Here is a 14,529-nt window from a genome sequence, read left to right as displayed (position 1 = left end):
ATATAAGCACGCTCTCTTTTTTATTGAAATATACCCTAGGTAGGTATGAGGTGATGGGAATGAGTGAAAAAGTGATTGAAAATCAATTCCAAATTACGGGCATGACTTGTGCAGCATGCGCAACAAGGATTGAAAAAGGATTGAATAAAATGGACGGAGTCAAAGAGGCAAACGTAAACCTTGCGTTAGAAAAAGCAATGGTCCAGTTTGACCCTGAGGTGATGAGTCCTTCAGATATAACGAAAAAGGTAAGAGATCTCGGATATGATGTCGTTACGGATAAAAAAGAATTGGTACTTACTGGTATGACCTGTGCAGCGTGTGCAACCAGAATTGAAAAAGGGCTTAATAAAATGGATGGAGTTCTTCAAGCTAATGTCAATTTAGCGCTTGAAAAGGCATCTGTAGAATTAAATCCATCGTCTGTTACGACAAAGGATTTAATTCAAAGGGTTGAAAGTTTGGGCTATGGTGCAATGGTAAAAAGCGATGAAAATGAAAAAGAAGCCGTTGATTACCGACAAAAAGAGATTGAGAAACAGCAAGGGAAATTTCTATTTTCGGCTATTCTTTCCATTCCACTTCTATGGGCAATGTTTGGACACTTTAGTTTTACTTCCGATCTTTATGTCCCAGAGGCACTTATGAATCCTTGGGTGCAAATGGCCTTAGCAACACCTGTACAATTTATTATTGGTAAACAATTTTATGTAGGTGCATACAAAGCACTTAAAAATAAGAGTGCCAACATGGATGTATTAGTTGCCCTTGGTACATCAGCTGCTTACTTTTATAGTGTATATTTATCGGTACAAACAATTGGAAATAATGCTCACTCTGTAGGTCTTTATTTTGAAACAAGTGCTATTTTAATTACATTAATTATTCTAGGTAAATTATTTGAAGCAAAAGCAAAAGGCCGTTCATCTGAAGCGATTAAGAAATTAATGGGATTACAGGCTAAAACTGCGACAGTTATTCGTAATGGTGAGGAAACAATTATTCCTTTGGAAGATGTTGTGACCGGCGATATATTATTAGTGAAACCGGGCGAGAAAGTTCCAGTTGATGGAGAAGTGCTAGAAGGAACATCAGCCCTTGATGAATCGATGATCACAGGTGAAAGTGTTCCCGTTGATAAAACAGTTGGAGACATTGTGATTGGAGCAACCATCAATAAAAATGGATTTTTAAAAATTAAAGCTACAAAAGTGGGAAAAGAAACAGCTTTATCCCAAATTATTAAAATTGTGGAAGAAGCACAAGGATCAAAAGCTCCTATTCAACGTATGGCAGATACCATTTCAGGGATATTTGTACCGATTGTTGTAGGTATTGCTGTTATTACATTTATTATTTGGTATTTCTGGGCAGATCCAGGAAACTTTGCCTCCGCTCTAGAAAAATTAATTGCGGTTCTTGTTATTGCTTGTCCATGCGCACTTGGTCTTGCAACACCAACATCTATTATGGCTGGTTCCGGGCGCGCTGCCGAATACGGGATTCTCTTTAAGGGTGGAGAACATCTTGAGATGACGCACAAAGTAAATACGGTTATTTTAGATAAAACAGGAACGATTACTAATGGTGCACCCGTTCTAACAGATGTATTAACTGAAAAGAACGAGGAAGAGTTCTTATCCCTTGTAGGATCGGCTGAAAAACAATCTGAACACCCTCTTGCACAAGCAATTGTGGAAGGGATTAAAGAGAAATCAATCGGGTTAAAAGAGGTTTCTGATTTTGAAAATATTCCTGGATATGGGATCAAAGCAATTGTTGATGGAAAAGAAGTTCTAGTAGGCACTCGCCGCCTTATGAAAAAATACAATGTCGAGATTAATGATGTATTAGAAAAGATGGAAGGTCTGGAGAAACAAGGGAAAACAGCTATGTTAGCTGCAGTAGATAGATCCTATGCAGGGCTTGTAGCTGTGGCAGATACCATTAAAGAAACATCAACGAGTGCAATTAAACGGATGAAAGATATGGGCCTTGAAGTTATCATGATTACTGGTGACAATAAACAAACGGCTAGTGCCATTGCTAAACAAGCTGGTGTAGACCATGTTATAGCTGAAGTGTTGCCAGAAGGTAAGGCTGATGAAGTGAAGAAACTTCAAGAGCAAGGTAAAAAAGTAGCAATGGTTGGGGACGGTATTAACGATGCTCCTGCTCTTGCAACTGCGGATATCGGCATGGCAATTGGAACAGGTACAGATGTAGCAATGGAAGCCGCAGATATTACATTGATTCGTGGAGATTTGAATAGTATCCCTGATTCCATTCTAATGAGTCATAAAACGATGAGAAATATTAAGCAGAACCTTTTCTGGGCACTGGCTTATAACACGATTGGTATTCCAATAGCTGCTATTGGATTTTTAGCTCCATGGCTTGCTGGTGCAGCGATGGCATTCAGCTCAGTGTCTGTTGTGCTAAATGCACTTCGTTTGCAAAAAGTAAAACTATAAGGGTGATGTTTAATGAAGAAATGGGTGTTAACAGCTCTTGCTTATTTAATAGTTGTTGTAGGTTCTTATTATGTGTATACGGCGATTGCGAGTCCTCCTGTAGAAGAAGAGCAGCATACAGATACGGAACAACATAACGAATAGATATTAGATTTCTATTTACTAATAATAATGGTCTCTATTAAAAATAGGGACCAACACCAAAAGGATTGGAATTAACCAATCCTTTTAGTTATATATGAAAAAAGGGAAAACTGAGATCATAGGACGAAAAAATGAAGTGTCTTTATAGAACTCTAACAAGTTAACGTCTAAACATAAGATTTGCCTTTAAACTAAAGATTATTCATCATATTTTCAGTACTTGTTGTATTTTTTTCTAAATTACCATCTTCTCCATGACATGAATTGTACATCTGCTTTAATTCTTTAGTAGAAAGATCAGGATGAACCTCTTTCATGTGTGGTAACAATTGTCCAAAATTGAATTTTCCTCCGCCATTACCATCTTCATTGGTTTGCGCAAAAGCATAAGTTCCTGCACTACCTAAAAGAATGGCTCCAGTTAAAATTCCAACCACTAACTTTTTTTTCAACTTATTCATCTCCTTTCTTGATTCAATTATAGTTTTATTAATTGCAGAACTCATGCAGAATTTTTGATAAATTTGTTAAAACGGAGTAGATTAAAAGTTTTTACTTGATAATAGATCAAGAACTAATAATAACCTCGTCATCAATATTGCCACTAATCGTTTCAACACTAATAACAACCCTATGTGGCAAACAAATGATGGAAGGACCGGGCTTCGAAATATATCCAGTATTAACACAAATTTGTTCAGGGCAAGTAGAAGACTTGATACGGATAGACTCATCTTTTATTTCTACCGTTTTAGGAGTACATTTAATCTCAGGTATATTTAAGAACTCTGTACCAGTATGTCCAGTCAATTTGACACGTTTTAATTCGTCCCCATCGACTGAAATAACAGCAACGTATTCAGTATCTTCCATTTGTGCATTTATTTTTGATTGCTGGAAACTAAAAATACTTAAAGGTACTAAAGATAAGATTAACAGGAAGATTGTAATGATAATATCCCAAGGTTTAATCATATGGAATGCAGTTTTCAATTGGATCAGCTCCAAAATTACATTTTCAAAATGCAGTGAAGTAGTTAAAATATTTTTGCTTGAGGTTTTTATTATCTATTAACCTTCCCATTTATATCCAATCCCCCAGACGGTAAGCAAGTGGTCATCAGCTGGGAATCCGGATTTTCTAAGCTTTTCTCGTAAATTTCTAACATGGGAGTCAATTGTTCTATCTTCTGTTGAAACATGATACCCCCAGATAGAAGTAATTAAATGTTCCCGGGTAAATACCTTATTTTGATTGGTTAAAAATAGGTTCATCATGCCAAATTCTTTAGGTGTTAAAGGAATTTGTTTTTCATGAAAAAACAGCTGGTAGGAATCTTGGTTAAGAATGAGTCCTTTAAACGTAATATTATCTGACTTTGTGTTACCTCTTCGTAATACTGCTTCAATTCTGGCAACCAGTTCCTCTTCATCAAAAGGTTTAGATATATAGTCGTCTGCTCCTAAATTTAATCCTCTTACAATGTCTGATTTCTCACTCATGGCAGTAAGCATAATAATTGGTAAATCCCAACGTTTTCGAATTTCCTGACATGCTTGTAAGCCATCCATTTCAGGCATCATTATATCTAATAAAATGAGATCAACCGTATTTGATTCCAAATACTCGATTGCATCCAATGCAGATTCCTTTTTTATACAGTGGTATCCTAGGGGTGATAAGTATAGCGTTAATAAATCAAGCATCATCCGTTCATCATCTACTAGTAAAATAGTTTTCATTTTATTCCTCCATGAAAATTAATTCAAATTCTGTTCCGACATTTTCTTCACTTTTTACATAAATTTCGGCTCTATGAGCGATCATAAGTTCTTTTACAATCGCAAGGCCAAGTCCTGATCCCCCAAGAGAACGAGAACGAGATTTATCAACACGATAAAAGCGATTAAATATATACGGAATATCTTTTTTTGGAATACCCTTCCCATTATCCTTAACAACTATATGAATTTCGTTTTTATGTTTCCATGCAGATAATGAGATGATTGCATCACTTGTAGAGTATTTCATAGAATTATCTAACAGATTAAAAATAATTTGTTCTAGTTTTAACGAATCAGCTTTTAAAAAAAGATTAGGCTGATAATTCACTTTAAAATTCATTTGTTGTTCTTCAAAAATAGGAGAGAATTTTTGTTCTATTTTAGTAAAAAACACATTTAAGTCCATTAACTCTTTTTCAATCTTAAAAGAATTTTGATCAAGCTTTGCTAGTTCAAACAGCTCTTTTATTAAATCAGATAATCGATTGGTTTCTTCCACAATAATCGTCAAATATTTTTCACGTTCTTCTTTAGAAAAGTTTCTCTTTTTTACAATGTCAGCATAGCCTTTTATATATGTTAAAGGTGTTCGAAGTTCATGGGAAATACTAGCAAGAAATTCATTTCGTTCTTGTTTTAAATAGTTCAAATCTGTAGCTAAAAGTTCAATTGATTTTGCCAAATCACCTAATTCATCCTCAGAAGTTTTTGGAAGTGAAACAGAAAAATTCCCCTTGCTAATCTGTGCCGTTGCTTCTTTCATTTTAATTAGCGGTTTTGTAATTCCTTTTGAAAGAAAGATAATAATAATAATCGTAAATATTACAGAAATCCATCCGGCTATAAGAAAGTGTTCATTCAACTTTTGAATTAAGGAACGAACAGATGCTGTGTCTTGAAACATGTAGACGTACCCAGCGACTCTATTATCAATATGAATAGGACTTACTGTAGCAATATAGGGTTCTTGATCCCATTTTTCCTCTACAATCTGACCATCATTTGAAATGGAAGATAGGGGGGTATCTAAATACTTCTTAAAATTGATAAATGATGCCGAAGAATCAAGTATTTTTCCTTCTTCATTGGTTATCACAACATCCGTATTTGATTCAGATTCCATTAAAACGACATGATCAATCATTTCATCATTGAAATTTTTTTCAAGAATCATTTTATGGGAATTCCCTCTTGATTGAAGATTTCGAAGTTCATCTTCTATTCTCGACTCAGCTATTTCGTTATGCAGAAAGAAAAACATGAAGGTGATTAAACCAAATATAATGATAAAAAATAAAATCCCGAGTTTTACTGAAAGTTTTTTCATTCCCATTCACCTATATTCCAATCAAGTAGGTTCATAATACTTTATTATTTTGGAGAATTCGTGCAGAAACTGTGAAGAAATAAAAAATAACTTAATACATCTAAAATAGTATTCCAAAATATTTTTACATATTCAAGAAAGGTCAATAAACGTATTATGCGTATACTATTTAAAATTGAGGGTGTTTAGTTTTTAATTAAAATAGGGAATGACAGGCAGAAGCAATTTCTTTGTATAGATATGTATCAATTTTCCAAATCCTAGTGTTTATGTTACAGGGCTTTTTAACGATGCAATAAGTTTAAGAAGACTCGTTAAGAATCAAAGTTTATTCTAAAAATGATATTTGAGTAGGATGAGAATAAACTATAAAATTTCCTAGGATAAAAAAATAAAGAATAAACATTCCTAAAACATATTTATTTGTTTTATTAATTCCATTTTATGAAATAAATTAAAGAAATGGAAATAGAAAAGCTGACTAAAAAAGGCCATAAAGTCAAATGTCTCTAAGGCTGGAAAGTTTATGCATAATTAAATGGAAAAGTTATGGTTTACGTCACACTATACAATGTTAAGCATAAATTTTCTGTTGGTAATTTTATGCTTTTTTTAGTTGGATTTTGGTGGGAAAAGAGTTTGTGGGTTATTTCTAACTTCGGTTTCTTCACTAAGACCCTTAGTACTGATTAAACTGTATACACTTTTTTCCAGAACTAAAAGTTTGGTAGGTCTAGATCAAAATTACAAAACAAATTGTGTTTTCCTACTATATCAAAGAGGAATAATAATAAAGATATTAGTGAAATAATTTGTAAATGCGTTTCTCTATTCTAAATGGATTAGGAAGAATTGTCTAATTTCATTATACTCACCGTATATACTGTATCAACCTAATTCATACTAATTATGTTAAGGAAGAATCGAAAAGGAGGATTCAGATTTTGCCAAATGAACCAATAACAATACATGCTATTATCAATGGAGAGAAAGTACCAACGGAAAAACAAGCTCCTCGTGAAAATCCTACCCATCCTGATGAGATTGTAGGATATGCTCCACTTAATACGAAAGAGGAAACGGTACAAGCGATAGATGCAGCATATAATGCTTTAAAAAAATGGGCATGGACGAAAGTAGAGGATCGAATTGAAAGAATGGAGCGGGCTATCCAAAAAATAAAGGATGCAACGCCTGAAATAGCTGCCTTATTATCAAGAGAACATGGGAAGGCTTTATATGATTCTAAGGGAGAGATCGCCATCTCTCTCATGTGGATGGAATTTGCTTGCAAAAATGTGAAGAAAGTCGTTAGTCCACAGGAAAAAGAACATGAAAATGGAAGAACCATTATTACATTTGATCCAGTAGGAGTTGTTTCTGCCATCTCCCCATGGAATTATCCTATTTCTTTATCCACCATAAAAATTGCTCCAGCATTATTGACGGGAAATACTATGGTTGTTAAACCAAGTCCCTTTGCTCCATTAGCTGTTAGCAAAGTGGTTGAAATCATTGCAAATGAATTTCCCCCTGGTGTTCTCAATCTTGTGCATGGGGATGCAGAAGTGGGGATTGAGTTAACATCTAATCCGAAAGTTGCAAAAATCGCCTTTACCGGTGGAACAAAAACTGCCAAAAGTATTATGAAAGCTGCATCAGAAACAATCAAAAAGATGACCTTGGAGCTAGGAGGAAATGATGCTGCCATCGTCTTAGAAGATTTTGATGTTAACGATGAAAAAGCGATGAGAAGAATGGTTATTTCCAACTTTTTAACAGCAGGTCAAATTTGTATGATTGCCAAACGCATTTATGTGCATCGCTCCATCTATGATGCCTTTGTAGAAAAATATATCGAAGCAGCAAATAAATGGATAAGAGTTGGAGATCCTTTTGATCCAGATGTGACAGTCGGACCTGTAAATAATAAAAACCAGGTGAAATACGTACGTAGCCTTGTAGAGGATGCTAAAAGTAAAGGCGCAAAAGTGATTCCATTAGGGAAAATACTAAATCCAGAGCTAATGGACAACGGATATTTTCTCCAGCCAACTGTAGTACTAGGAGCAGATTATCATGACCCGATTGTAGTGGAAGAACAATTTGGACCAACTGTACCAATCTTGCCATTTGATGACGAAGAGCAAGTAATCGAATTACACAATGAAAGTATATACGGTTTAACAAGCTCTGTTTGGGGGGAGGAAGAGCATGCTGTGAAAGTAGCACGCAGAATTGAAGCTGGGACAACGATGATTAATACAGCGGCTGTTCAAGGTTTGGATGTTCAGTTCCCATTTGGTGGGGTGAAGCAGTCTGGTGTTGGAAGAGAGTATGGGGAAGAAGGATTAAAATCTTATGTAGAGACACATGTTATCAATCTTCCGAAAACCCTGGAGTTACCATATATTCCTGAGTAAAAGCGGAAAATTTAGTTTTGCTTTTTCCTAATTGATTAACTAAAAAATAGAATTAAATAGGGACTACTTCCTTTACTTAGGAAATAGTCCCTATTTTAGTATCTTAAGAATTCATCAAGGTCTAGCTAGTTCTGTTACTTCTTTGTTTTTTTCCCAATTTGAATATCTTCCCCATCGACATCATCAATTACTGCACCAATTTCCCCTTCTGTATATGTATCTGTTGCTTGTTCATGAGTTGTAGCCAGGCCAGATGAAAGTTGGTCCTTTTTTTCATAATCACTTGGATCAAAAACACGTCCGGCAACTTCTGTATGTTGATCTGCATTTTTCTTTTTCAATGTGAACACTCCTTTTTGTAATAACTTCTACAGATGTATTTTCTACTAAATATGAAAAATTACTCATGTAATGTTGAATTTGTGTAAAAGTGACTCCAAGTAGTTTATACAGCAGCACCTTTTTTCCCATTAAAAAAACAAAAGATGTGTGGTCAAATTCTCCGTAGATATGATGAATAAAACAATTAATCTTGCCTACATAAATTGATTGTATTGCCAAGATATTTTAGCAATACACATATTTTATTTGTGATAGTAGAAAATGCAAGTAAGTTATGTAAAAATATTCAATTAACAAAAATGTTTATTATATACGTACAATTTTTTGAAAAAAATAAAAAAGTACGTATATGAAATTGCACATAAAAATTCGTGAATGGTAATATACCTAATGATGAAAGCGTTTTAATTACAGGGGGTGATCATGTTAATCCATATAAAGTACTTGTAAATACTTGAATTTCTAGTACGTAAAAAATCGAATGGGGGCAAATTTTATGAGGTTACCCAAAAATGTATTTTCCTATTTTGTTATTCTTTTGATGGCAATTTTAGTTGTTGGATGTTCGAATTCCTCTAGTGGAAATGGAGAAAACACAGAAGAGGTAGAGTCTGAGGTCACTACAGTAGGTCCAGAAGATGGGGCGAAAATGGACATGTGGCTGTTTGTTGATTTACATCAAAAGTTTTATAGTGAAATGTTGAATAAATGGAATGAAGCGAATCCGGATAAGCAAATTCAAATTAAGTTTACCGTATATCCGTATGCAGATATGCATACAAAGCTAACTTTAGCAGTTCAATCAGGGGAAGGAATTCCTGATTTAGCAGATGTGGAAATTGGCCAATTTCCTAACTATTTAGACGGAGAAGTACCGTGGTTGGCATTAAACAGTTATGTAGAGCCATATAAAGCAGATTTAGTAACATCCCGATTAGATGCTTATGAAAAAGATGGTAACTATTATGGGGTACCAACACATGTTGGGGCTACGGTGATGTATTATAATACGGAAATCTTAGAAAAATACGGTATTGATTATACTCAAATTAAAACATGGGATGACTTCACAGCAGCGGGTGAAAAATTAAAAGAGGCTTCAAACGGAGAAGTTTATATGACCTCTGTTGATACTGGTGGTGCTGACTGGCTAACATTAACTATGTCTGAACATGGAGAATCTTGGGTAGAAGATCCTGAAAATGCAAATGTGAAATTAGATTCTTTAAATAATATGCTAACAATGCAACAAGGGTGGTTGGAAAGTGGTATTGCAGAAGTAACTCCAGGAGGCCAAATTGATACAGAGCAAGGTTATGCTACTGTTGCAAAAGGTGAAGTAGCTGCTTTTCCTAAAGCGATTTGGTATATGTCTCGATTTACAGATTATATGCCAGAGATGTCTGGTAAATTTGCTATTGCACCAGCTCCTGTGTTTGAAGAAGGACAAAAACGTTCGAATGGTGCAGGGGGTACAGGAACAGTAGTATATAAAGACTCTGAAAATGCAGAGCTAGCAGCTGAATTTATGGCCTGGGCTAAACTGACAGAAGAAGGCGGGGAACAAATTTGGAATATCCTTGGTTTTGATCCTGTTAATACAAAGGTGTGGACAAATCAAGACATTACTCATAATCAAGAGAACGAATATGTTAAATATTTTGTTAATAATCCATTTGATACATTATTAGAAATTCAGGATGAAGTAAATTTAATTAAAACAGTGCCAATTACTACTACTATCAATGAGGTGTTTAACTTAACTACCTTAAATGAAGTTCTAGAGAACGGTGCAGATGTAAAGCAAGCTCTTGAAGATGCGCAGGCAGAGGTAGATTTTGAACAAGAATAAGTTTAGTCTTTAAGATTGCCTCATAAAGGCAATCTTAAAGACCTTGATAGAAAAGGAGAGGAACGAATTGAAGAAGATCCAAGCTTTTTTATTCTCTCAGAAAATTGCTCCTTATGTGTTTATTTTACCGTTTATTGTTAGCTTGTCATTCTTCTGGATATATCCAATGTATTCGACCATAAATATGAGTTTTCATAATATTGGAAACGGATACAGTGAATATATTGGTCTTGCGAATTATGAAAAACTGTTAGGTGATAAGGTCTTTCATATCGCCGTTAGAAATAGTGTCATCTACACGATATTTACGTTAATTATATTAATTCCTATTCCAATGCTCTGTGCATTTTTATTGAATTCGAAAAGTGTTGTTGGTAAAAGAATCTATAAATCGATTATTTATTTGCCAGCATTGGTTTCCGTAGTAGTTGCAGGTATTTTATTTCGATATATGTTTAGTGAAATGGATTCTGGTCTGATGAATCAAATTCTGCAATTTTTTGGCCTTGAATCAAAGCAGTGGCTGAAAAATTGGGGAACAGGAATGTTTGCATTACTTTTATTAGCAACATGGAGATGGACTGGAGTAAACACTTTGTATTTTGAGGCTGGCTTAAGCTCTATTGATGAAGTGCTTTATGAATCGGCTAAAGTTGATGGTGCTAGTGCATGGCAAAGATTTTGGCATATTACTTTGCCCTTACTTAAACCAACAAGAATCTATGTTACAACCATCAGTATATATGCAGGATTAGCAATGTTTCTTGAAAGCTTTATGATATATGGAAGCAATAATTCTCCAAAAAATATTGGTTTAACGATTGTTGGTTATTTGTATAGAAGAGGAATTGAAAAGAATGATTTAGGATATGCCTCTGCTGTTGGCTTAGTATTATTGATTGTTGCGTTATCCATTAGCATGGTCTACTTGCTTTCAAGCGGCATGTTTAAAAAGGAGGACAAATAGGATGAGCAAGAATAATACTAATCCAAATAATAAATCTTTATCAAACTCCTCATTAGATATTACAAAAGGAAATAATGGTGGTAAAAATCATTTAGTGAAAACTTTTATTAATGGCTTTTTTATCATTTTGTGTGCTAGTGTGGCTGTCCCATTTATCTCAGGATTATTTGCATCTTTTCGTCCAGGTCAAATGTTAATAAGAAACGGCTTAAATCTAAACTTAGATTTTGAAAATTGGTCATTAGTCAATTATAGTTATCTTTTTGATGGAAGCACTGGCTACCTAGATTGGTATAAAAATAGTTTGATTATTACCATTGTTTCCGTTATTTTGACGTTAATTATCTGTTATTTTGTTGCATACGGCTTTGCTATGTACCATTTTAAGTTTAAAAATTTATTGTTTTTCCTAGTTATTGCGACAATGATGGTTCCGTTTGAAATATTGATGTTGCCATTATATAAACAAATGATTAGTTTTGGACTAATAGATACCTATGCGGGGGTTATCCTTCCAGGTTTAGTACATGCATCTACCATTTTTTTCTTTAGGCAATATCTTTCAGGCATACCAAAGGAATTGTTGGATGCAGGAAGAATTGATGGCAGTAGTGAGTATGGAATTTGCGTGAGAATAGTTATGCCTATTTCTAAACCTGCATTCTCCGCTATGGCTATTCTAAGTTCAATGGGGGCATGGAATAGTATGCTGTGGCCATTGATTGTTTTACGATCAGCAGAAAAATTCACATTACCTATCGGGTTAAATACGTTATTAACTCCTTATGGAAACAATTATGATGTCCTTGTGGCTGGATCGATCTTCTCCATTCTCCCTTTATTTATTCTGTACTTGATATTTAATAAGTACTTTGTCGAAGGTATGACAGCAGGCGCAGTAAAAGGATAAAGGCACTGAAATAGATGATGATAAGGAGGTCGGGAAACGATGAAAATAAGATATGATTCTCCATTTTGGGAACGGATGGGAAAACTTTATTATATAATTGTTTTAAATTTCTTGTGGTTATTATTTAGTCTTCCAGTAATTACAATCGGTCCATCCACTGTTGCGCTCCATCAATGTATGTTTCATTTGATTAATGGGAAAGAAATGACTATCTTCACGGAATTTTACCAATCATTTAAGCGAAATTTTATAAGAAATATGATGGCTGGTATTATTGTTGTCGGTTTTGAAATGTTGTTGCTATCTTCCCGAAATTTTTATTTTGAAATTGCTGCAAATACATCATGGAGTATTTACTATTTTTATATTTTTCTAGTTTTTCTGTTTGCTTTGTTCTTTGTAATAATATTTCCAGTTTTAGTAAGTTATGATGGGGCGGTTTTAGAATTATTAAGACTCTCTCTCTTTTTAGCTATAAAAAATTTACCAATGAGCATCATGATGGTAGTAATAGACTATTTGATCATTTACTTTTGTCAAATGTTAATTCCATTAGCTCTAATAGGAGTCGCCCTTATAGTGTTCATTAACAGCCGTATTTATCTATGGAGAGTCACTAATAGCTTGGTAATCGAATGAGTAAATTTTTGATGAAAAAGTACAGTAGTTTGAATCCAATCGAAAAGGAATGAGAGAAGAATGCCTGAAAATTTCAAAACTGCAAAATTGATCATCGATAAATCTTTTAAAATAGCAGAAATTGATTCCCGTATTTATGGTTCCTTTATAGAGCATTTAGGTCGTGCGGTTTATGGAGGTATTTATGATCCAGGGCATCCTTTGGCGGATAAAAATGGATTCCGTCAAGATGTAATGGAGTTAGTGAAACAATTACAAGTTCCGATCGTTCGTTATCCTGGAGGAAATATGGTGTCTGCTTACAATTGGGAAGATGGGGTAGGGCCAAAAGAGAAACGACCAAAGAAATTGGAACTAGCATGGAATTCCATCGAAACAAATGAAGTAGGAACAAATGAATTTTTTGAATGGGCAAAACAAGTGAATTCTGAAGTAATGATGGCTGTAAACCTTGGAACACGTGGAATTGATGCAGCCCGTAACCTTTTGGAATATTGCAATCTCCCAGGAGGTACCTATTGGAGTGATTTAAGAAAACAACATGGCTATGAAGACCCGCATAATATTAAAGTTTGGTGCTTAGGGAATGAAATGGATGGACCATGGCAAATTGGACATAAAACAGCTTATGAATATGGAAGACTAGCTGCAGAAACAGCAAAGGCAATGAAAATTGTGGATCCACGAATCGAGCTTGTCAGTTGCGGAAGTTCCAATACAGCGATGCCAACATTTCCTGAGTGGGAAGCAACCTCATTGGATCAGACATATGATTACGTTGATTATGTATCACTTCATACCTATTATGGTAACCGAGATAATGATACAGCCAATTTCCTCGCAAAATCATTAGATATGGATGATTTTATAAAAACGGTTATCGCAACCTGTGATTATATTAAGGCGAAGAAGAGAAGCAAGAAAAAACTTCATTTAAGCTTTGATGAATGGAATGTTTGGTTCCACTCTAATGCTCAAGATAAACAAATAGAGCCTTGGAGTGTAGCGCCACCACTGTTAGAGGACGTTTATAATTTTGAAGATGCATTGCTTGTAGGAAGTTTATTGAACTCTTTAATTAATCATTCAGATCGAGTGAAAATTGCTTGCCTTGCTCAACTAGTAAATGTTATTGCTCCAATAATGACGGAAACAGGTGGGGGATCTTGGAAACAGACTATTTTCTATCCATACTATTATACATCTGTATATGGTCGAGGGACGGCCATTCAGGCGATAGTGGATTCACCAAAATATGATTCAAAGGATTTTACAGATGTACCATACTTAGATCAATCCATTGTCTATAATGAGGAGAAAGAGGAACTTGTTATTTTTGCTGTTAATAGAAGCTTAGACAATCAATTAAATGTCGATGTGGATATTCGGTCATTTGAGGGATATTCCATTGAGGAGCATATTGTCCTTGCAAACGATGACCCAAAGGCAATTAACACCCTTCAACATGAGGCAGTAAAACCTATTGCCTCTAAGAAATCTTATATGGAAAATGGCAAATTAGTACTTGTACTGCCAAAAATGTCTTGGAATGTCATTCGTTTGAGAAGAAAGTAGTCCTTCATTCTTATTTAAGAGGCTGGGACATAAGTATTTCAACCAACAACAAACACGAACTAAAATGTAATTAAATTACTTAAAAGTTCGT

13 protein-coding genes are annotated in these 14,529 nt (G+C 34.6%); 8 read left to right on the top strand and 5 right to left on the bottom strand.

The window, feature by feature from the left end; all coding sequences use genetic code 11:
• Positions 1 to 59: 59 nt before the first annotated feature.
• Both ADJ83_RS19210 and ADJ83_RS26595 read left to right on the top strand, forming a co-directional pair.
• Positions 60 to 2,474 carry a heavy metal translocating P-type ATPase gene (locus ADJ83_RS19210; RefSeq protein ID WP_031538440.1) on the top strand — a complete coding sequence of 805 codons (2,415 nt, stop codon included), beginning with the start codon at positions 60 to 62 and terminating at the stop codon, positions 2,472 to 2,474.
• 12 nt (positions 2,475 to 2,486) lie between these two features.
• A complete protein-coding gene (locus ADJ83_RS26595; RefSeq protein WP_269320387.1) occupies positions 2,487 to 2,618 on the top strand; it encodes a hypothetical protein in 132 nt (43 codons plus the stop codon).
• Between the two features lie 191 nt (positions 2,619 to 2,809).
• Here the strand turns inward: ADJ83_RS26595 and ADJ83_RS19205 are convergent, their stop codons facing one another.
• The 4 genes from ADJ83_RS19205 to ADJ83_RS19190 all read right to left on the bottom strand — a co-directional run bounded on the left by ADJ83_RS19205 (position 2,810) and on the right by ADJ83_RS19190 (position 5,730).
• Complete coding sequence (locus ADJ83_RS19205; protein ID WP_231512570.1) at positions 2,810 to 3,070, bottom strand: hypothetical protein; 261 nt, start codon at positions 3,068 to 3,070, stop codon at positions 2,810 to 2,812.
• A 115-nt stretch (positions 3,071 to 3,185) separates the two neighbouring features.
• Positions 3,186 to 3,611, bottom strand: a complete 426-nt coding sequence (locus ADJ83_RS19200; RefSeq protein ID WP_031538443.1) for a NusG domain II-containing protein — start codon at positions 3,609 to 3,611, stop codon at positions 3,186 to 3,188.
• A gap of 78 nt (positions 3,612 to 3,689) precedes the next feature.
• The gene (locus ADJ83_RS19195) at positions 3,690 to 4,361 is read right to left on the bottom strand and encodes a response regulator transcription factor (protein WP_031538445.1); all 672 of its coding nucleotides are present in this window, start codon (positions 4,359 to 4,361) and stop codon (positions 3,690 to 3,692) included.
• 1 nt (position 4,362) lies between these two features.
• A complete protein-coding gene (locus ADJ83_RS19190) occupies positions 4,363 to 5,730 on the bottom strand; it encodes an ATP-binding protein (RefSeq protein ID WP_031538446.1) in 1,368 nt (455 codons plus the stop codon).
• A gap of 944 nt (positions 5,731 to 6,674) precedes the next feature.
• Between ADJ83_RS19190 and ADJ83_RS19185 the strand changes: the two genes are divergently transcribed.
• The gene (locus ADJ83_RS19185) at positions 6,675 to 8,153 is read left to right on the top strand and encodes an aldehyde dehydrogenase family protein (protein WP_031538448.1); all 1,479 of its coding nucleotides are present in this window, start codon (positions 6,675 to 6,677) and stop codon (positions 8,151 to 8,153) included.
• A 134-nt stretch (positions 8,154 to 8,287) separates the two neighbouring features.
• Here the strand turns inward: ADJ83_RS19185 and ADJ83_RS19180 are convergent, their stop codons facing one another.
• Complete coding sequence (locus tag ADJ83_RS19180) at positions 8,288 to 8,503, bottom strand: YozQ family protein (protein ID WP_396953893.1); 216 nt, start codon at positions 8,501 to 8,503, stop codon at positions 8,288 to 8,290.
• Positions 8,504 to 8,991: 488 nt separating this feature from the next.
• On the opposite strand from ADJ83_RS19180, the gene ADJ83_RS19175 reads away from it, so the two are divergent.
• The 5 genes from ADJ83_RS19175 to ADJ83_RS19155 all read left to right on the top strand — a co-directional run bounded on the left by ADJ83_RS19175 (position 8,992) and on the right by ADJ83_RS19155 (position 14,438).
• A complete protein-coding gene (locus tag ADJ83_RS19175) occupies positions 8,992 to 10,347 on the top strand; it encodes an ABC transporter substrate-binding protein (protein WP_031538452.1) in 1,356 nt (451 codons plus the stop codon).
• A 67-nt stretch (positions 10,348 to 10,414) separates the two neighbouring features.
• Entirely contained in the window at positions 10,415 to 11,314 is a 900-nt protein-coding gene (locus ADJ83_RS19170; protein ID WP_031538454.1) for a carbohydrate ABC transporter permease, read from the top strand.
• A gap of 1 nt (position 11,315) precedes the next feature.
• Positions 11,316 to 12,224: a carbohydrate ABC transporter permease gene (locus tag ADJ83_RS19165; protein WP_081836666.1), complete on the top strand. Its 909-nt coding sequence runs from the start codon at positions 11,316 to 11,318 to the stop codon at positions 12,222 to 12,224.
• Positions 12,225 to 12,263: 39 nt separating this feature from the next.
• A complete protein-coding gene (locus ADJ83_RS19160) occupies positions 12,264 to 12,863 on the top strand; it encodes a YesL family protein (protein ID WP_031538457.1) in 600 nt (199 codons plus the stop codon).
• Between the two features lie 60 nt (positions 12,864 to 12,923).
• On the top strand, positions 12,924 to 14,438 hold the full coding sequence (locus ADJ83_RS19155; RefSeq protein WP_031538458.1) for an alpha-N-arabinofuranosidase: 1,515 nt from the start codon (positions 12,924 to 12,926) through the stop codon (positions 14,436 to 14,438).
• Positions 14,439 to 14,529 lie beyond the last annotated feature (91 nt).

Origin of the sequence: Bacillus sp. 522_BSPC, assembly GCF_001076885.1 — a bacterium.
Taxonomy (GTDB): domain Bacteria; phylum Bacillota; class Bacilli; order Bacillales; family Cytobacillaceae; genus Niallia; species Niallia hominis.
Note: the sequence above shows the minus strand (reverse complement) of the source record. Positions and strands in the feature narration are given on the sequence as shown.

Bases quoted from the DNA above. Each gene is read 5' to 3' on its own strand.
- ADJ83_RS19160 (WP_031538457.1), top strand. From the start codon at position 12,264: ATGAAAATAAGATATGATTCTCCATTTTGGGAACGGATGGGAAAACTT.
- ADJ83_RS26595 (WP_269320387.1), top strand. From the start codon at position 2,487: ATGAAGAAATGGGTGTTAACAGCTCTTGCTTATTTAATAGTTGTTGTA.
- ADJ83_RS19165 (WP_081836666.1), top strand. From the start codon at position 11,316: ATGAGCAAGAATAATACTAATCCAAATAATAAATCTTTATCAAACTCC.
- ADJ83_RS19175 (WP_031538452.1), top strand. From the start codon at position 8,992: ATGAGGTTACCCAAAAATGTATTTTCCTATTTTGTTATTCTTTTGATG.
- ADJ83_RS19210 (WP_031538440.1), top strand. From the start codon at position 60: ATGAGTGAAAAAGTGATTGAAAATCAATTCCAAATTACGGGCATGACT.
- ADJ83_RS19155 (WP_031538458.1), top strand. From the start codon at position 12,924: ATGCCTGAAAATTTCAAAACTGCAAAATTGATCATCGATAAATCTTTT.
- ADJ83_RS19190 (WP_031538446.1), bottom strand. From the start codon at position 5,730: ATGAAAAAACTTTCAGTAAAACTCGGGATTTTATTTTTTATCATTATA.
- ADJ83_RS19195 (WP_031538445.1), bottom strand. From the start codon at position 4,361: ATGAAAACTATTTTACTAGTAGATGATGAACGGATGATGCTTGATTTA.